This is a genomic window from Haliscomenobacter sp., from assembly GCF_040403615.1.
GTDB lineage: Bacteria > Bacteroidota > Bacteroidia > Chitinophagales > Saprospiraceae > Haliscomenobacter.
In genome coordinates this window covers 29,195-47,312 of record NZ_JBBAKG010000042.1, presented here as the reverse complement: position 1 = coordinate 47,312, position 18,118 = coordinate 29,195, and the positions used below count along the sequence as shown (strand labels likewise).

The window sequence follows — 18,118 nt, the reverse complement described above, 5'->3', positions numbered from 1 at the left end:
ACTTCTGGTCGCCGCTTGGGTGCATTGGAAATCTCCCTGGCTTTCTTGGGGAATTACGACAATGAAACGGTGCTTTGCCCGAAGTTTTAGAAAAATACAGGTTGAAATTCACTTAACTTCAATCTGTATTGTATTAACTCATATGACGTAGGCAGCTTCGCTGCTGTAATCATTTCACCACCTTAGGCACTTCAGACACCTAAGAGTCACCAAAGAACCCAAATTGTATTGCCTAAGGTGACTCTTAGGTCTCTGAAGGCCTAAGGTGGTGAAAAATCGAAGCAGCAAAGCTGCTATTGCACAATGTGCGCTATTAAAACGGAACGTTCTCCACAATTTCCAATCCGTAGCCAATCAACCCTACTCTGCGGCGGGGATGGTTGGTGAGTAAGCGGAGTTTGCAGACACCCAAATCGCGCAAAATCTGTGCCCCAACCCCAAAATCACGCTGGGTCATTTCCACGGGTATTTTCATTTCCTTGCCTTCTGCCCCTTGTTTTTCCAATTGATGTAAGGCCTCCAAAAGAGCAGCATCGCTTTTATCGGCCTGGCGCATAAACAACACCAATCCTTTCCCTTCTTTTTGAATGGCTTCAATGGCTTGACGGTGTTGCATGCCGTGATCCTGAAAAAGTGTCCCCAGAATATCCCCTGCTTCTGATGAAGAATGTACCCTTACCAAAACGGGTTCTTCGGCAGTCCAGTCTCCGTGCTTGAATGCCAGGTGCACTTCTCCCCCTGGAACTTGCTGGTAAGCAATCACTTCAAAGGTACCAAACTGGGTAGGCATTTGTAAAGAGGAAGCTCTTTTCACCAGGCGTTCATTTTGCATCCGGTAAGCGACCAAATCATCAATAGAGATAATTTTGAGGCTAAATTTGGCCGCAATTTTAAGCAGCTCAGGCAAACGAGCCATGGTACCGTCATCGTTGAGTACCTCTACCAGTACTCCTGCCGGTGAAAATCCAGCCAAGCGCGCCAAATCAACTGCGGCTTCGGTGTGTCCGGTACGGCGAAGTACACCTCCTTGCTTGGCCCGCAAAGGAAAAATATGCCCCGGACGCGCTAAATCGGTGCTTTTGGTAGCAGGATCAACCAATGCCCGGATGCCCGTAGCGCGGTCATAAGCGGAAATCCCGGTGGTACAGCCATTGCCGATTAAATCAACCGAAACAGTAAAAGCCGTTTCGTGCAAGGCGGTATTGGAAGAAACCATCATCGGTAAGTCAAGCTCATCAGCCCGGCGTTCGTCCAAGGGCGTACAAATCAGCCCCCTACCGTGGGTGGCCATAAAGTTGATGATTTCAGGTGTAACACTTTGGGCGGCACAAATAAAGTCGCCTTCGTTTTCACGGTCTTCATCATCTACAACAATGATGACTTCACCATTGCGGATGGCCTCAATGGCTTCCGGGATGGTATTGAGTTGAATGGTTTTATCAATGGTCAGAGCTTCCATAATGCGAATGAGTATCCAGGCAATTGCCGCTTATGGGCGGAAAAATTGTCGGGTATTTAAAAACCTATTTTTAACTTATCCCCTTTTTGCAAAGCTATTTTAAGCGCGGCCATGCGAATAGCCGTTGCGCCAGCTTCAACCCCTTTGTTGCCGTATTTGCCTCCGGAACGGTCAATGGCTTGCTGTTCATCATTGGGGGTCAAAACACCAAATATGCAAGGTACACTGGTAGCAATGCTCAAGTTGGTCAAGCCCATGGCTACGCTGTTGTTGATGTATTCGTTGTGATTGGTTTCGCCTTTGATTACACAGCCTATGGCGATGATCGCATCCAATTTGTGGGCGCCCGCCAAAAGCCTTGCTCCCGAAGTCAGTTCAAATGATCCAGGCACCTGGATCACATGGATGTTTTCTTCTTTGGCGCCATGCTTGAGTAAAGTATCCAAGCAACCTTGGTACAAAGCATGCGTGATCTTGGCATTCCAATCGGCTACGGCAATGCCAAAACGCAAAGTTTCTGCCGAGGGCAGGGCATTTTCGTCGTACTCAGACAAGTTTTTAAGGGCACTGGCCATTTGTATGTTTTTTAAATTGAAAAAGGTAAGGAAACCACATTGCCTCCTTACCTTTCCCAAACAAAATGATCCTCAGAAAAGATTATTTCCCTTCGAGATAGATCAAATATTTTTCTGCATCCTGCCCTTCATTTGAATTGGGATACTCGTCTTTCAGTTCCTGGTAGTATTTGCGAGCAGCCTCAACATCATTGTCTTTTTGAGCCAACATTGCCAGGCGCTTGAGGTAAAAAGGCGTAAGCAATTCATTCGCCTTGGCATTGACTGCCTTCATATAGTAGCTCTTTGCGGAGGCAAAATCTTTGATTTCAGAGTAGGCATCACCCAATGCACCATTTTTCATGATGGGCAAAAGTTCTCCTTTGGCACTAAAATCTCTGAGATAGCTGATTGCCGCTTCATATTTGCCCAGGTTCAACAAACAAACGCCAGCATAGTAGTTGGCGAGGTTGGCGGATTGAGTACCCGGATAATCTTCAATGATTTGAGGGAAACCTTTGAAACCTCCAGGCAATGTCTTCAACATGGCCACTGCAAATGAGTCTTTTTCAAACAAACGCTCTGCTTGCCGCATTTGCTCTACTGCTTCGGTTTGCTGGGTGCTAATGTACACTCTCCAAGCAATCAAGCCAATTATCAGTACCAATAAGGCACCTCCTGCGATCATCAAAGGTCTACGGAAACGATTAAACGTGTCCTGTGCACGGTCGCGTACCTCCACAATGTCCACCAAAACTTCATCTTCTGGCCGATTCGTAGCCTTAGAAGAAGCGACTTTACGCACCTGTCTTCCTTTTGCCATTTTAAGTATTTGTTAGCTGGTTATCTTTTAGGGAGGCAAAAATAAATAAAGTTTTGTTTCCCCCCCTATTTAGTGCAAAAAAATACGGCGGTAACCAAAATGGTACCGCCGTACACTTCATCTGTTTATAGAAAATCCCCGGATCAATACTTGATGTAAGGGTAATCTGACTCGACGTAATTGTCTGTGTACAACTCAGCAGCATCAGGGTAAGGAGAGTTTTCTGCGAATTCTACTGCATCTTCCACCTCTGCTTTGATCAAGTCCTTGATGGCCTGAATTTCTTCTGCAGTGGCAATTTTACCGCTGATGATTTTATCTTCAGTCACCTTGATAGGGTCGCGATCCTGATAGGCTTGTACTTCCTCCTTGGTGCGGTACTTGGCTGGATCGGATACCGAGTGGCCTTTGTAACGATAAGTCCGAATTTCGAGGAAATACGGCCCATTGCCGGCACGGATGTGCTCGGCAGCGCGTGAGATGGCTTCGTGCACAGATTCGGGTGCCATGCCGTCTACCGATTCGCTGGGCATTTCAAAACTCAAACCGATTTTCCACAGTTCTTCTACGTTAGAAGTACGTTCTACCGATGTTCCCATGGCATAGCCGTTGTTTTCCACGATGTAGAGAACGGGCAATTTCCAGGTCATGGCCATATTGAACGACTCGTAAAGGGCACCCTGACGAGATGCACCATCCCCAAACATGGTCACACAAAGGTTTTTAGTGCCTTTGTATTTTTCGGCAAAAGCGATACCCGTACCGATTGGAATTTGCGCTCCAACAATACCGTTGCCACCAAAATATTTGTTCCGGGCGTCAAAGAAGTGCATTGAGCCTCCTTTGCCTTTGACAATTCCGGTTGCTTTGCCGTACAATTCAGCCATTGCTTCTCGTGAAGTTACGCCACGTCCCAAGGCGATGCCGTGCTGGCGGTATGCAGTCACAATGCCATCCTGCTTGGTTAATGCCGATTCAATACCTGCCGCAATCGCTTCCTGTCCGATGTATACGTGACAGAATCCACGAATTTTTTGCTGTCCATACATCATCAGCGCGCGCTCTTCAAAGCGGCGGATGCGGAGCATCAACTCGTACCAAAAGAGGTACTGCTCTTTGCTGTAAGTAACCTGATTGCTTTTCTTCTTGGCTGACGCTTTCTTATCTACAACCGAATCCATGTGCACTGTTTTAGCGAAAATTCGCTGTACATTAATAATAGTTGAGCTAAAGATAAGGCAAATATATATCTTCCAACAAAAGTGTTAGGCAGATTTTTATTTTTACCTTCAACGTCCGAATCAAGAGAAGGTTTTCAACTATCATTCGATTCCGCTCAGCCGATAAAGTTTATGTCCAATGTATCTCGAACGCATTGCTTTAGCGAATTTTAAAAATTACGAAAATCAAAAGCTTGACTTTTCCAATCGGCTGAATTGCCTCGTGGGCAACAACGGCATGGGTAAAACCAATTTGCTTGATGCCATTTATTATTTGTGCATGGCCAAAAGCCACTTCAACCTGGCCGACAACGCCATTATCCGCCACCATGAGGAGTTTTTTCGGGTTGAAGGGCATTTTATCTTGCAGGAAAAAAAGGAAAAGATCGTTGCCAAAGTCATTCCCCGCAAGCTCAAAGAGCTGGAACGCAACGATGTGGGGTATGCTAAACTAGCTGAACACATTGGTTTGCTGCCCGTCGTATTCATTGGCCCTGATGACGTACAACTTATCCGGGAAGGCAGTGAGGAGCGGCGGCGTTTTTTGGACAACACGCTTTCCCAACTGGATCAACGCTACCTGTACGAACTCATCACCTATAATAAGGTACTGCAACAGCGCAATGCCTTGCTCAAAACCCTGGCTGAAAGAAACAGTGGCTCCTTGAGTTTGCTGGATGTGTACGACGAGCAGTTGATCGATCCGGCTTTGTATGTCCTGGAACAACGGGTGAAATTTGCCCAAAAGTTCAGCGCCATCTTCCAGTCTACCCATCAATACATTTCTGGCCAAAAAGAGGCGGTAAAATTGACTTACGAATCGCAATTGCTGGAAAATGATTTGGGTGAGCTTCTGGTGGCTAGCCGCCAGAAGGACTTGTTTTTGCAGCGCACCACCAAAGGCATTCACCGCGACGACCTGGTGTTTAGCCTTGGCGAACATCCTTTGAAAAAATTCGGCTCTCAGGGGCAGCTCAAATCCTTTTTACTGGCCCTCAAGCTGGCGCAATACGAGATGCTGCGCCAAAACAAATCCGTACCGCCCATCTTGCTGCTCGATGACTTATTCGACAAGCTGGACGCCCAAAGGGTGACCCATTTGCTGCGCTTGCTCACCGAGGGCCAGTTTGGTCAAATTTTCATCACCGATACCCACGAAACCCGGATTGCGGAAATCATCCAGCAATTTGGAGTGGATTACCGCAGGTTCGTCGTGGAAGATGGAGTGATTAGGGGTTTGGAGGGATAAGTCCAACCTACTCCAACAAAAACTCAATATCTCCCCGTGTAAAATCAGCCCGGTTTACATTTTCGATGATGTCTTCAGCCAGGCGGGATTTTTTATCCTGAAGTTTGAGGATTTTCTCTTCGATGCTGTCTTTGGTGATGAACTTGATGGCGATTACACTTTTTTCCTGACCAATGCGGTGGGCACGGGCAATTGCCTGTTGCTCAGTAGTGGGATTCCACCAGGGATCGAGGATGAAGACGTAATCGGCAGCGGTGAGGTTGAGGCCCGTTCCGCCCGATTTGATGGAGATGAGGAAAGATTGCACATCCTGATTTTCCTCAAATTTCTTGATTTCCTCCACCCGCTTGTTGGCGGTGAGGTCTCCGGTCAGCCAGGAAAACTGTTGCTTGCGTTGTTGAAATTCCTCCCGAAACAAGCTTAGGTATTGCACAAAAGAGCTGAAAAACAAGGCCTTGTGGTTACTGCGCCGGATGGTGTCCCATTGTTCCAGAATATCGTTGAATTTTCCACTTTCTTTGGTGTATTCCTCCGAAATCAAGCGCGGATGGTTCACCAATTGGCGCAATTTGGTCAGGGATTGCAGTACCAGAATCCGGTATTGCGGGCTGTTGGCATCGTAGTTTTCCAATAAGAAATTCCTGGCCGCGCTTTTTTCCCGTTCGTAGAGTTTTTTCTGCTCAGGGGTCATTTCGGAGTAAAAAATCTGGGTAGTCAGAGGCGGCAGGTCTTTGGCCACTTCTTCTTTGGTACGGCGCAATAAATAAGGCGCTACCAAATTGCGCAGGCGGATTTTTTTGTCTTCCACTTGGTGTTTTTCGATCGGGGTAATGAATTCCCGCTTGAAAAAAGAAAAATTGCCCAACAAATCCGGATTGATGAATTGCATTTGTGCCCAGATATCGCTCAGGGAGTTTTCGATTGGGGTACCCGATAAGGAAATCCGGTGTTTGCCCCGCAACTCGTGAATCGATTGAAAAATCTTGCTCTCCCGGTTTTTGATCTGCTGGCTTTCATCCAGAATGATGTATTCGTATTCCAACTGCATCAGCAGTTTCTCATCGCGCAAGGCAGTTTGATAGGTGGTCAAAATGACGTCAAAGCGCTTCAACAAGCGGATGTCATCGTGCCGCCGTTGGCCTACATGCTTGTAGATCGTGAGGCTGGGCGCAAATTTTCGCAGTTCGCTTTCCCAGTTGAACACCAGGGAGGCTGGCAAGATAATCAAGGCATTCAGAGCCTGGAGAAACTCCTCGTCTCCCGCGCCAGTATTGAACAAGTCCATCTGGTTGCCCGTCGAGGCAGTGGTAGGCAAGGCCGCTTTTTGTTCCTTGGCATACAAAAGCACCCCAATGGTTTGCAAGGTTTTGCCCAGGCCCATATCGTCGGCCAGGCAAGCGCCCAATTCGTTGCGGTACAACTTGATCAGCCAACGTACACCGTCCAGTTGATAGGGTCGGAGATTGGCCTTCAATTTTGGCCCTGGCACATAATCAGCCAAGTCGACGGCATCCTCTTCAGGGCCTGATTTTTGGTGGATCCCCAGCTCGTCGACCAGGGTATATTGGCTTCGGTTGAGCCGCAGGGCGTTGCCTTCTTTGCGGGCAAACTGCATCAAGGCGCGGAATTTTTCCATCCATTCGAGGGGAATCACAAAGTATTCGCCATTGGGCAAGAGGTAAAAGCGGTTTTCTTCCCGAATGTTGCGCGCCAGAGATAGGAAAGGGATGCTGAATTCACCGATTTTCACCTCGCCATAAATGTCGAACCAGTCGTTGATGCGCTCGGAATGGATGCTCAGTTGGGCTTTGGCCGCATAAATTTGTTTTTCGTCTAGCAGGACCGGGCAAATTTTGAAACCCAGTTTTTCCAATGCAACGCGTTGCTCTATCAGCCAATTCAGGAGCTGAAAGGGGTCGCGGTTTTCTTCAACTGAAGTAAAATAGGCTGCTTCAGGGTTGTGCAAATCCATTGATTGCAAAGACTGGATGTATTTGCCTTCTTGCTCCAGGTTGCGGCGCACCTGATGGATGCGTACGTCGTTTTCTCCAAATTCGAGGGTGGTGCGATTGGTTCTTTTCTCTTTCCAGTTGAAAACAACTTGTGGGTACACCATTTTTACCGACAATACCCATGCGCCATTGAAGACACTGGGCACCAATTCCAATTCACAAGCGGTCAGCTCTTCCCAAACCACGATGTCGAAACCTTCAGCTTCGATGTCTACTTTTTCGGCAACTTTGAGGATAAATTTTTGAAAGTAAGTTTTGACCGAATTGGCCGGAATGATCACTTCATCGCGCCGCTGAAAGGGTTTGGCCATGTTGCCATTGATGGCGCCTACCTTGTGCAAGCGGTAATCCACAAACAGCCAGGCAGGATGGTTGGTAATCGGTACCACATCTTTGGAGCTCAACACCCAAGGTTCGCCGTCACCTTCGCTGAGTTGGAAGCGGTATAACACACTATCGCGGGTCTTTTTGAAAAACAAATGGACATCGAGTTCTGCATGCTGATCCGACAATTCCATCATAAAGTCCTTCACGAGGCCGCGTCGATCTACATTCCAGGACAGAGGCAATTTGTATTCAACCACCAGATTCAGCAGTTCGTCTAGCTTGCGGTGTATAAAGCCCAGCAACACGGTTTGGATGTCTTTGTCCGCTACAAGTTCTTCGAGTGGTTTGACTTTCTTTTTGGGTGGACTGTATTTCTTTTCGAGGTTTTTGGGCTGCAATTCTTCAATGATGGCAAAGAGTCGGGCCCGAATGGGATCCAATTCCAATTTGAAAGAAACGATGGTTTCTTCCAGGGCTTTTTGGCGGATGTGCGCAAACAAGCCATCGTGATCGATACTGACAATATAGGCATTGGGCAAATACACCCCATCCGCTACCTCCATCAGGTTGTAGACGACATCGTGTTTGCCTTGTATTTCGACTGTATTGGAAAACAGCTGCATATTTCTCGGTATGACGCAAAAAATTACTTCCCGATTTTAATGGAGGTTTTTGAATAGGAAGCTCACTTGAAATGAACCGTTCGACTTCCTATTCAAAACCTAAAATCGGGAAGTTAATTTTTCTGCTTTTCTCAACAGAATAACTTTTCAATTTTTTGAGCTAAAACCCGGGCATGACCTTCATTGGCTTCCAACGAACTTCCGGCCAAATGGGGCGTCAAAACGACATTATTGGCACGGCGCAAGTATTGAAAAGGCTCGGGTAAATCTTCGGGCTTGAGGTTTTCAAACGATTGTTCTTCGTACTCAAACACGTCCAAGGCTGCGCCAAGTACTTTGCCCGATTGCAGGTTTTTTACCAGATGGGCAGTATTCAACACCGTACCGCGGGCAGTGTTGACCAAATAAATCGGTTTTTTGAATCTTTGCAAAAAAGCGTCATCGACGAAGTAATGGTTTTCGGGCAAAAAAGGAATGTGCAAAGTCACTATGTCCGCTTCATTCCAAATTTGCTCCAGCTCAACTTCCTGCACCAAATCATTACCATAATTGGTTTTGAATTTGTCGTAAGCGATCAATCGAGCTCCAAAGCCGCTGATTTTTTGAGCAAAAGCTGAACCCATGTTGCCGTAGCCAATGATTCCGATGGTTTTGCCCTTGATTTCAATGCCCCGATTGGCGGCGCGTACCCAATTGCCTTCCCGAATTTGGCGATCGGCCAGACCCAGGTTGTTCATCAACATCAACAGCATGCCGATGCCGTGTTCGGCCACTGTATCGCGGCTACCTTCGGGTGAACTCAGCACTTGAATGCCCAATTGAGCAGCCGTTTCGAGGTCGATGTGCTCCAACCCTACCCCACTACGGGCCACAAAGGCCAATTTTTTTCCTTGGTTCAACATTTCAGTATCAATGCGCAGGCGACTGCGCAATACCAGGCCAAAGCAGTCTGACAGTTGATCCAAAATTTCTTCCCGTGGGGTGCTGTAATGCGCTTCACAAGAAAAACCCAACTCTGTAAGGCGTTGAAAAAGAAAGGGATAGGTATTGTCGATAAAGATGACTCTTCTTTGGTTGCTCATCGGTTAAAATCCTTCAGCGTTCAGACAAAATGTAAATATGCAGCGACTTGCGGAATTTAACAAGTCTGGGAGGAGAACTAACAATTATTTAATCTAATTCCGTTTCATTGTTTGAAATTTCCGCAACGCTCCATAACTTCGCCCTTTCAATCACTTCTTGCAAGTAAGGTGTGATTTTATACAGAAGAGGGGAGAGAACGGGCTCCATGAACCTCTGGCAACCAACGGAGTGATGAATGATGAGTTATGAGTTATGAATTGATCTAAAGTCATTCATAACTCATAATTCATAACTCATCACTCAAAAAGTAACGGTGCCAAATCCCGCCATTAATGGGCCTATAAAATCGCTAAAATTCATGGCTGAATCACCCAAAATTTGGAAGGTCACGCGACCCTTTCATCTGGAATGTGGCACCACGCTGCCCGAAATCGAAATTGCCTACCATACTTATGGTGAACTTTCCTCCGCTGGAGACAATGTGGTATGGGTTTGTCATGCACTGACCGGAAATGCCGAAGCCGCTGATTGGTGGGATGGACTGGTTGGTTCCGGTAAATTGTTTGACCCCGCGCAATACTTCATTGTGTGCGCCAACATGCTGGGCTCTTGTTATGGCAGTACAGGACCAGGTACTATAAATGCTGCTACGCAAAAACCTTACGGAAACAACTTCCCTCTGGTGTCTATTCGCGATATGGTTGCAGCGCATGAGTTGCTGCGTCAACAATTGGGCATCGACAAAATTCATGTTGCCCTGGGCGGTTCAATGGGTGGCCAGCAAGTACTGGAATGGGCCATCTTGCAACCCCAACGCTTTGACAATCTGGTGCTTTTGGCCACCAATGCCCAGCATTCTCCCTGGGGCATCGCCTTCAATGAATCGCAGCGCATGGCCATCTATGCCGACAGTACTTTGCTGGAGGAAGGCAATTCCGAAGCGGGGAAAAAAGGCTTGGAAACTGCCCGGTCTATCGCCATGTTGTCTTACCGCAGCTACGATACCTATCAATTGTCGCAAACTGATGCAGACGATAAACTGGATGATTTTCGCGCCAGTTCTTATCAACGTTATCAAGGATTAAAACTTTGGAAGCGTTTCAATGTTTTCTCTTATTTGACGCTGAGTAGAGCTATGGACAGCCACAATATTGGCCGAGGCCGAGGCGGAGTAGACAATGCATTGCGGGCAATACGCGCCAATACCCTGGTTATCGGGATTGAATCGGATCTGTTGTTTCCCATCAGGGAGCAGGAGCGCATCGCCAAAGGCATTGAAAATGCCAAATATACCGTGCTGGAAAGCATCTACGGCCACGATGGTTTTTTGGTTGAATTTCAACGCATTGATTCCATCATTCGCCGTTTTTTGTTTTCACCAGAAGCCAAGGTTGATGCCAGTCCGCGACCATCGCAAGCCTGGAATGTATCCAATGTGGCACTTCCTGGATCTGAAAAATTCTAATACATAATATGACGCAAAAAATTACTTCCCGATTTTTTGAGAGGCTTTTGAATAGGAAGCTCACTTGAATTGAACCGTTCGACTTCCTATTCAAAACCCAAAATCGGGAAGTTAATTTTTCTGCGTTACTTACCCCTAAAATACCAATCCAATGGAAATTCAAATTGAACGCCTAGACAACGCTTTTCACCTGCGGGCAACCAATGAATCAGGAAATACGGTAGAAACAGATGGATCACCAGACATCGGCGGCAGCAACAAAGGCATGCGCCCGATGGAAATGCTGTTGAGCAGCCTGGGCGCTTGCAGTTCCATCGACGTGATCAATATCTTGAACAAAATGCACCAACCCCTGCAAGACATCAAAATTACGCTGCAGGGAGAACGCGAAAAAGACGCAATCCCCTCTTTGTTTACAGATATACACGTAAAATTTGACCTTTACGGAGACTTGGATGTAGACAAGGCCAAACGCGCGGTAGACATGTCGATGGAAAAATATTGCTCCGTGACGAAAATTCTGGAGAAAACCGCAAAGGTTACCTGGGAAGCGAATGTGATTGCAGAATGATTTGAAGTAGGGTTCCATGGTTTGATTTTTGTAACTTTACCCCATGAACAAGACCGAAAGCATCGAAGACTTCTACCACTCCAAGATCAATTGGATGCCCGAAAACCTGAAAAAGGAACTCGGCCATTTCAACGTATTCAGGCTGGATGACTTTTCTGGACCACAGGCCAAGCCCATGCCATATAGCCGCAAGGATTTTTTCAAAATCAGTTTCATTTTAGGCAAAAACCGCGCACATTATGCCGATAAAGTCGTAGAAACCCACGGCCCTACCCTACTCTTTGCCAATCCGCAGATACCTTATAAATGGGAACCCTTGGACACAAGCTATTCAGGGCATTTCTGCATATTTACCGAAGGTTTTTTCACCCATTTTGGAAACATCAAGGAGTATCCCGTTTTCCAACCTGGAGGCAATCCACTTTTTCAATTGTCGGAAGATCAAATCGAACCCATTCGCGAGATTTTCCAGCAAATGCATGTTGAAATTGCTACTGAATTTGCCTTCAAATACGATGTACTGCGTACTTTGGTGCTACAATTGGTATACAGTGCCCTGAAAATGCAACCCGCCAAAACCTCTATTTACGAAGCATCGAATGGAGCGGCTCGAATTGCTTCGATGTTTACAGAACTGCTGGAACGGCAATTCCCCATCGAATCAAGTGGGCAACAAATTGCTTTTCGCTCACCTACGGATTTTGCCTCCCAATTGGCCGTACATGTCAACCATCTCAACCGCGCCCTGAAAGAAACCACCGGTAAAACCACCTCTCAGGTCATTGCCGAACGGGTAGCGCAAGAAGCTAAAGCCTTACTCATCCACACCAATTGGAACATTGGAGAGATAGGTTGGAGTTTGGGCTTCGAAGAGTCGCCTCACTTCATCAACTTTTTCAAAAGACATGTCGAGCTCACGCCCAAAACTTTTCGCGAAAAAGCCATTGTTTGATTTTTGCAGTTATTGGTTTGATTTCAGCATTTACATCCCTTGCTGCTACGCATAACTTTGTGGCATCATTTTAAACAAATCAACCAATGACATCCAATCAAAAAATTGCGCTGATCACAGGCGGTAGTCGTGGACTTGGCAAGGAAATGGCTTTGCGTGTTGCCCAAAAGGGTCTCGACGTCATCATCACTTACCTCAGTAAAGCAGATGAAGCACAGGAAGTTGTACAACAAGTTGAAGCCATGGGTCAAAAAGCTGCGGCGTTGCAACTCAATGTAGGCGAAAGCAATAGCTTTGATGCTTTCTTTGCTCAATTGAGCACAATCCTGAAGGGTCACTTCAACACAGATAAAATCGACTTTTTGGTCAACAATGCTGGAATCGGTGTACATGCCTCTTTTGCCGAAACCACCGAAGAGCAGTTTGATACTTTGTTGAACATTCACTTCAAGGGTGCTTTTTTTATGGCCCAGAAAGCCCTTCCGCTACTCAACGACGGTGGGGGCATCATCAACATTTCGACTGGACTGGCGCGTTTTTCCTTCCCTGGCTATGCTGCTTATGCATCCATGAAAGGAGCCGTCGAAACCCTGACTAAATATCAAGCCAAAGAATTGGGTGCACGAGGCATCCGGGTCAATGTAGTGGCACCGGGAGCTATTGAAACCGATTTTGGAGGAGGAGCTGTGCGCGACAATGAGGCGCTCAATGCAATGGTAGCTGGCACAACTGCCCTGGGACGGGTTGGATTACCCGAAGACATCGGTGGCGTAGTGGCTTTCCTTTGTAGCGATGATGCCCGCTGGATTAATGCCCAACGCATCGAGGTGTCGGGGGGGATGATGCTTTAGTGCAGGGTTCGAGCATTGTTACTTCTCATCAATATCGAATCTCAAGCCTTTGATCTCTGCCACAAATCTTAAAATTAATTTTTTCTTTCCCGCAAAAATCTTACCTTTGCGGCGCTGTAACTGATTCTTGAAATCACTAACGGTATTAATTCCAACACAATGGCAGTATACTTAACAAAAGAGAAGAAAGCTGAGTTTTTTGCTCAGTACGGGGGAGCCGCTGAAAACACAGGCTCAACAGAGGGCCAAGTGGCACTTTTTACTTACCGGATTCTGGAGCTTTCCAAGCACCTGAACCAAAACCGGAAAGACCACGCTTGTCGGCGCACCTTGTTGATGCTTGTCGGCAAAAGAAAGCGTTTGTTGCAATACCTTATGAAAAAAGATATTGTGAAATACCGCGAGCTAATCGAACAGCTGGGCATTCGTAAGTAATCCCCAACGACAAGAAAGCGTTCTCTTATCGGGAACGCTTTCTTTGTTTTGGGTAAGTGTCAATACTCACCTTCTCACTTCTCTACTGCTCAACTTTCCAATAAGGATACACGAAGGTTAAGACATATTCAAAAAGCGATTTCAATTTATGGGACTACAGATTCCAATCACGAAGTCTTTTAACTTACCTGATGGCCGCGAGGTGACCATCGAAACTGGTAAGTTGGCTACCCAAGCTGATGGCTCGGTGGTAGTGCGGTGTGGCAACACCATGATTTTTGCTGTTGCTACATCTGACAGAGAAGCCAAACCTGGTCAAGATTTTTTTCCACTATCGGTGGATTATCAAGAAAAATTTGCTTCAGCAGGTAGAATTCCTGGCAACTTTTTCCGGCGCGAAACTAAACTTTCCGACTACGAGATTCTTTGTTCTCGATTGGTCGACCGAGCAATTCGCCCCCTTTTTCCTGACCACTACATGAATGAAACCCAGATCATCATCAATTTGATCTCGTCTGATAAAAACACCATGCCAGATGCATTCGTAGCCTTGGCTGCTTCGGCTGCATTGAGTGTGTCAGACATTCCTTTTCAGGGACCTATCTCTGAGGTTCGGGTGGCACGCATCAACGGCGAATTTGTCATCAATCCTGGCAAAGAAGAATTGAAACACGCCGACATCGATTTGATCGTCGGTGCTACCTTGCAAGACATCACGATGGTAGAGGGTGAGGCCGATGAAATGGATGAAGAATCTATGATCGATGCCCTGCGTGTTGCCCATGAAGCAATTAAAGTACAGTGCCATGTGCAACTTGAACTGGCTCAACTGGTAGGAGACAAAGCGCTGATCAAGCGGGAAGTTCCACCTCTTCCTGAAGATGAGGAAGTGCTGGAAAAACTCAAGGAACTGGTTGTTGACAAAATTCGTGCGGTAGCCAGCAGCGCATCCGAAAAAAATACCCGCAAAAAGAAATTTGAAGAGGTTAAGAAGGAGGCTGAAGCCGCTCTTTCAGAAGCTTATGGCTCAGAAACCTGGCCAGAGAAAAAGCCTTTTTTCAAACGCTATTTTGACAAGCTGAAGAAGAAAACTGTTCGGGAGGTTATCCTGGATGGCATTCGCCTCGATGGTCGGGGAACGAGTGAAATTCGCCCAATCTGGAGCGAAGTAGATTACCTGCCTTCTACGCACGGTTCATCCATCTTTACCCGTGGTGAAACGCAGTCATTGACGTCTTTGACCTTGGGTACCAAGACGGACGAACAAATGATTGACAACTCTCAAGAGCTTTACCACGAAAAATTCATCCTGCACTATAACTTCCCCGGATTTTCCGTTGGTGAAGTGAAACCATCGCGTGGCCCAGGCCGTCGTGAGGTAGGCCACGCCAACCTGGCTGGTCGCTCCCTGCGCAAAGTATTACCTGCTGATTTGCCTTATACCATCCGCATTGTATCCGATATTTTGGAATCCAATGGTTCTTCTTCCATGGCAACGGTTTGTGCGGGTACGCTCGCATTGATGGATGCAGGGATCCAAATCAAGGCGCCAGTATCTGGGATTGCCATGGGGATGATCAAAGAAGGTGACCGCGTAGCCATCCTGAGTGATATCCTCGGCGACGAAGATGCATTGGGCGATATGGACTTCAAGGTAACCGGTACCGAAAACGGCATTACGGGTTGTCAAATGGACATCAAAATTGATGGTTTGCCTTACGATTTGCTGATCCGTGCCCTCAATCAGGCACGCGAAGGTCGTTTGCACATCCTCAATGAGATGAAAAAGACCCTGGAAGCACCTCGCGAAGATTACAAGCCACACGCACCTCGTATCGTAGAGATCATCATCGACAAGAGTTACATCGGTGCAGTGATCGGCCCAGGTGGCAAAGTGATCCAGGAAATCCAGGCTTCTACTGGCACCCAAATCAACATCGAAGAGAAAGGCGACAAAGGTCACGTGACCATCGCTTCTTCCAATAAAGATGCCATTGACAAGGCCATCGAGTGGGTCAACCGCATTACTTTCAACCCAACCGTAGGGGATGTATTCCGCGGTGTGGTGAAGTCAGTGATGCCTTATGGCGTATTTGTTGACTTCAATGGCAAGAGTGGCTTGTTGCACGTTTCCGAAATCAGCCATACCCGCATCGACAATGTGGAAGACGTACTGAAAGAAGGCGACGAAATCAAAGTCCAACTCGTTGAAGTAGACAAAAAGACCGGCAAAATGCGCTTGTCTCGCAAATCTTTGTTGCCTAGACCTCCAGGAATGGAAGACAATGGCGGCGGCGACAACGGTGGCGGCGAAAGACGTGGCGGCGGTGGTGATCGTGGCGGCGACCGCGGCGGAGATCGTCGTGGCGGCGGTGGCGACCGTGGTGGTGACCGCAGAGGCGGCGGCGGCGACCGTGGCAGCTGGGGCAACCGGGATTGATCGTTTCAATTTCCAATAGCCAATACTCAATTTCCAATGTCCAAAATGGACAAGCAAGATTAGAGCATTGATTTGAAATTTAAAAAAAGCCTTCTGCCATTTGTTTGTGCAGGAGGCTTTTTTTATTTCCGATCCTAAAAATCCTTCTCCTCGTCATATGCCACCAAATACACCATAATATTCAGTCCTTCGTGAACCTCAATCCCCTCCTGCACATCTTCTGGGTACTCAATATGGCGTGGAGTAAACACCAGGTAGATCGCCTTATCTAACCCTAAGCCCCGGGCATAATGCGCCAACTGCTTTTTGCCTTTGCTAAATTTGCCTGGCGAATAGTACTTCTTGGTTTCAAACAAATACTCGTGTCCATTGAGGTACACGATGAGGTCACTTTTGCCCAAACCAGCATCCGCTTCGCGATAACTGCGCCCTTCAGCCTCGGTAACAAAAGCAGCCAGGAAGGTTTCAAAACTATAAATCAATCCTGCCTCTTTGATCGTCAATTGGCCTTTTTTATTTTTTTCCAGAAAAACCTTAAAACCGCGTTTGGCCACGTAGGCTTTGTAATGGTTGATCAGTTTGGGGATATCCAGCTCACCCTCCGCATTGAAAAAAGTGAAGGTATTTAGCGTCGCACTAATTTCTTTGGTCTCGCCATTGGTGTAAGGATAAAATGCATCGTAGAGGCGTTTTTTGTACAGGGGGACCCAAAATTCTACGTTGCCTCTCTCCCCTTTCCGTACAATGCCATTGGTATGAAGAACCTTAATGGCTTCCCGATCGATGCGAAAAGGGATTTCAGCTTCCGTAAACAGGAGAGATTCTAAAAATGGTCTAAACTCCTCCGATTTATTGAGGATATTGGCCACGTTTTTATCAATTGCCTCCGTCATGTACCAATCCTCCACTTGTAAATAGTCCTTGTATTCAAGCACAGGTTTGTTGGGATGGCGCGTACACAATTGATAAGCAAATCCATTGACAAGACCAGGTTGTCCGGCAGTCACTTCATAAATTTTATCGACTACCTTAGGCTCAAAAATTTGTCCGGTTTCGTTGGTGTGTTGAGCGAGCAATTCATGCACTTCTACTTCCGTGAAATAGGGTATGGGCAAGTTGTCTGCAATATTGAATGGGCTGGCGTTGTCACTTACTACCCCAACGATGTTGGAAACACCAACCAGAATGGTGCTTTTAAGGCAATGCGTTTCTCGCGAATGATAAAGATTGCGAATGGTGTGCAAAAATTGTCCAAAAAAATCTGGATTGAGTCCCTCAATTTCATCAATGATCAGTACCAGTTTTTTATCTGTACAATTTCTAATTTCATTAAAAAAATCTCCAAAACTTGCTCCATTGAGCGTTAAACCCCATTGAACCTTTGCTTCTTCATTGAGGTAAGTCATTAAGGTCATTAAAGGCTCCTGCTTGAAATTTTCAAAATTGACATGCATTACCGTAAAGCCCTCTCTCTCCAAATCATCAATCATCAGCCTGAAATAAGTACTCTTCCCGGTTTGGCGAGGCGCCCAAATGGTGAAATAACGGCTATTGCGAACCAGGTCTAGCCCTTGTGCAATCAAGGGTTTGCGTGGCAGCGTATAATGCTGAATTGGAATATTAGGCCCGGAAGTATTGAAACTTTTCATTGGTTCTTTCGCAGTTGTGCTGATGGAATCCAAACAAAGATAAAGAAAATTGCCCGAGGTAATCAAACCAAAATCTACTCCACTCATCCGTCGAAATCTTGATCTAATCAATAGGTCATAAACACTTGTTGGTCGGAATACCCCTGAAAAGCTTAATTATTAGTCATTTTCCCCATAACCTTTGGCGTAAATTTTGCGTCTAATCCGATGTAGTGCAGGAAAATCCCCTGATTTGCACTTTTTTTCTGATAAAAGCAAGATTTTCTCAAATTTTGAAACTATTTTTAAGAAGAAAGCGTATGATAAGGGGAAGCGAATGCGAAGTGATCAGCAAAGCCCTTGTATCATTCAGCATTTTTCACTTATTGTTAACCATTTGAAATTAACCCCTGTTAGGATCAAAAT

Annotated in this window: 14 protein-coding genes and 1 riboswitch; of the genes, 7 read left to right on the top strand and 7 right to left on the bottom strand. The window is 46.4% G+C overall.

Annotated features, from left to right (window positions below; translation table 11 throughout):
• Positions 1-313: 313 nt before the first annotated feature.
• The 4 genes from ribB to pdhA form a co-directional block, all read right to left on the bottom strand.
• Positions 314-1,459, bottom strand: a complete 1,146-nt coding sequence (gene ribB / locus ABW391_RS15055) for a 3,4-dihydroxy-2-butanone-4-phosphate synthase (RefSeq protein ID WP_353482714.1) — start codon at positions 1,457-1,459, stop codon at positions 314-316.
• Positions 1,460-1,515: 56 nt separating this feature from the next.
• On the bottom strand, positions 1,516-2,034 hold the full coding sequence (gene ribH / locus ABW391_RS15050) for a 6,7-dimethyl-8-ribityllumazine synthase (RefSeq protein ID WP_353482713.1): 519 nt from the start codon (positions 2,032-2,034) through the stop codon (positions 1,516-1,518).
• A gap of 82 nt (positions 2,035-2,116) precedes the next feature.
• Positions 2,117-2,836 carry a tetratricopeptide repeat protein gene (locus tag ABW391_RS15045; RefSeq protein WP_353482712.1) on the bottom strand — a complete coding sequence of 240 codons (720 nt, stop codon included), beginning with the start codon at positions 2,834-2,836 and terminating at the stop codon, positions 2,117-2,119.
• A gap of 143 nt (positions 2,837-2,979) precedes the next feature.
• Positions 2,980-4,017 (bottom strand): pyruvate dehydrogenase (acetyl-transferring) E1 component subunit alpha, encoded by a 1,038-nt coding sequence (gene pdhA / locus ABW391_RS15040; RefSeq protein ID WP_353482711.1) that lies wholly within the window; start codon positions 4,015-4,017, stop codon positions 2,980-2,982.
• Positions 4,018-4,195: 178 nt separating this feature from the next.
• Between pdhA and recF the strand changes: the two genes are divergently transcribed.
• Positions 4,196-5,305, top strand: a complete 1,110-nt coding sequence (recF, locus tag ABW391_RS15035; RefSeq protein WP_353482710.1) for a DNA replication/repair protein RecF — start codon at positions 4,196-4,198, stop codon at positions 5,303-5,305.
• Between the two features lie 7 nt (positions 5,306-5,312).
• On the opposite strand, the gene ABW391_RS15030 is transcribed toward recF, so the two are convergent.
• Both ABW391_RS15030 and ABW391_RS15025 read right to left on the bottom strand, forming a co-directional pair.
• On the bottom strand, positions 5,313-8,267 hold the full coding sequence (locus ABW391_RS15030; RefSeq protein WP_353482709.1) for a DEAD/DEAH box helicase: 2,955 nt from the start codon (positions 8,265-8,267) through the stop codon (positions 5,313-5,315).
• Positions 8,268-8,398: 131 nt separating this feature from the next.
• Complete coding sequence (locus ABW391_RS15025) at positions 8,399-9,349, bottom strand: NAD(P)-dependent oxidoreductase (protein WP_353482708.1); 951 nt, start codon at positions 9,347-9,349, stop codon at positions 8,399-8,401.
• Positions 9,350-9,522: 173 nt separating this feature from the next.
• Positions 9,523-9,697, top strand: a riboswitch (SAM riboswitch).
• Positions 9,698-9,708: 11 nt separating this feature from the next.
• On the opposite strand from ABW391_RS15025, the gene metX reads away from it, so the two are divergent.
• From metX to ABW391_RS14995, 6 genes are all read left to right on the top strand, one after another.
• On the top strand, positions 9,709-10,815 hold the full coding sequence (gene metX, locus ABW391_RS15020; RefSeq protein ID WP_353482707.1) for a homoserine O-acetyltransferase MetX: 1,107 nt from the start codon (positions 9,709-9,711) through the stop codon (positions 10,813-10,815).
• A 151-nt stretch (positions 10,816-10,966) separates the two neighbouring features.
• Positions 10,967-11,386, top strand: coding sequence for an OsmC family protein (locus ABW391_RS15015; protein ID WP_353482706.1), 420 nt, complete (start codon positions 10,967-10,969; stop codon positions 11,384-11,386).
• 43 nt (positions 11,387-11,429) lie between these two features.
• A complete protein-coding gene (locus ABW391_RS15010; RefSeq protein ID WP_353482705.1) occupies positions 11,430-12,338 on the top strand; it encodes a helix-turn-helix transcriptional regulator in 909 nt (302 codons plus the stop codon).
• Between the two features lie 86 nt (positions 12,339-12,424).
• Complete coding sequence (locus tag ABW391_RS15005) at positions 12,425-13,189, top strand: SDR family NAD(P)-dependent oxidoreductase (RefSeq protein WP_353482704.1); 765 nt, start codon at positions 12,425-12,427, stop codon at positions 13,187-13,189.
• A gap of 159 nt (positions 13,190-13,348) precedes the next feature.
• Positions 13,349-13,624, top strand: a complete 276-nt coding sequence (gene rpsO, locus ABW391_RS15000) for a 30S ribosomal protein S15 (protein ID WP_353482703.1) — start codon at positions 13,349-13,351, stop codon at positions 13,622-13,624.
• Positions 13,625-13,772: 148 nt separating this feature from the next.
• The gene (locus tag ABW391_RS14995; protein ID WP_353482702.1) at positions 13,773-16,064 is read left to right on the top strand and encodes a polyribonucleotide nucleotidyltransferase; all 2,292 of its coding nucleotides are present in this window, start codon (positions 13,773-13,775) and stop codon (positions 16,062-16,064) included.
• A gap of 134 nt (positions 16,065-16,198) precedes the next feature.
• On the opposite strand, the gene ABW391_RS14990 is transcribed toward ABW391_RS14995, so the two are convergent.
• Positions 16,199-17,800, bottom strand: coding sequence for an AAA-like domain-containing protein (locus tag ABW391_RS14990; protein ID WP_353482701.1), 1,602 nt, complete (start codon positions 17,798-17,800; stop codon positions 16,199-16,201).
• Positions 17,801-18,118: the final 318 nt, after the last annotated feature.

Excerpts from the sequence above, each read along its gene's own strand:
- ribB (WP_353482714.1), bottom strand. The coding sequence starts at position 1,459 with ATGGAAGCTCTGACCATTGATAAAACCATTCAACTCAATACCATCCCG.
- ribH (WP_353482713.1), bottom strand. The coding sequence starts at position 2,034 with ATGGCCAGTGCCCTTAAAAACTTGTCTGAGTACGACGAAAATGCCCTG.
- ABW391_RS15045 (WP_353482712.1), bottom strand. The coding sequence starts at position 2,836 with ATGGCAAAAGGAAGACAGGTGCGTAAAGTCGCTTCTTCTAAGGCTACG.
- pdhA (WP_353482711.1), bottom strand. The coding sequence starts at position 4,017 with ATGGATTCGGTTGTAGATAAGAAAGCGTCAGCCAAGAAGAAAAGCAAT.
- recF (WP_353482710.1), top strand. The coding sequence starts at position 4,196 with ATGTATCTCGAACGCATTGCTTTAGCGAATTTTAAAAATTACGAAAAT.
- ABW391_RS15030 (WP_353482709.1), bottom strand. The coding sequence starts at position 8,267 with ATGCAGCTGTTTTCCAATACAGTCGAAATACAAGGCAAACACGATGTC.
- ABW391_RS15025 (WP_353482708.1), bottom strand. The coding sequence starts at position 9,349 with ATGAGCAACCAAAGAAGAGTCATCTTTATCGACAATACCTATCCCTTT.
- metX (WP_353482707.1), top strand. The coding sequence starts at position 9,709 with ATGGCTGAATCACCCAAAATTTGGAAGGTCACGCGACCCTTTCATCTG.
- ABW391_RS15015 (WP_353482706.1), top strand. The coding sequence starts at position 10,967 with ATGGAAATTCAAATTGAACGCCTAGACAACGCTTTTCACCTGCGGGCA.
- ABW391_RS15010 (WP_353482705.1), top strand. The coding sequence starts at position 11,430 with ATGAACAAGACCGAAAGCATCGAAGACTTCTACCACTCCAAGATCAAT.
- ABW391_RS15005 (WP_353482704.1), top strand. The coding sequence starts at position 12,425 with ATGACATCCAATCAAAAAATTGCGCTGATCACAGGCGGTAGTCGTGGA.
- rpsO (WP_353482703.1), top strand. The coding sequence starts at position 13,349 with ATGGCAGTATACTTAACAAAAGAGAAGAAAGCTGAGTTTTTTGCTCAG.
- ABW391_RS14995 (WP_353482702.1), top strand. The coding sequence starts at position 13,773 with ATGGGACTACAGATTCCAATCACGAAGTCTTTTAACTTACCTGATGGC.
- ABW391_RS14990 (WP_353482701.1), bottom strand. The coding sequence starts at position 17,800 with ATGAGTGGAGTAGATTTTGGTTTGATTACCTCGGGCAATTTTCTTTAT.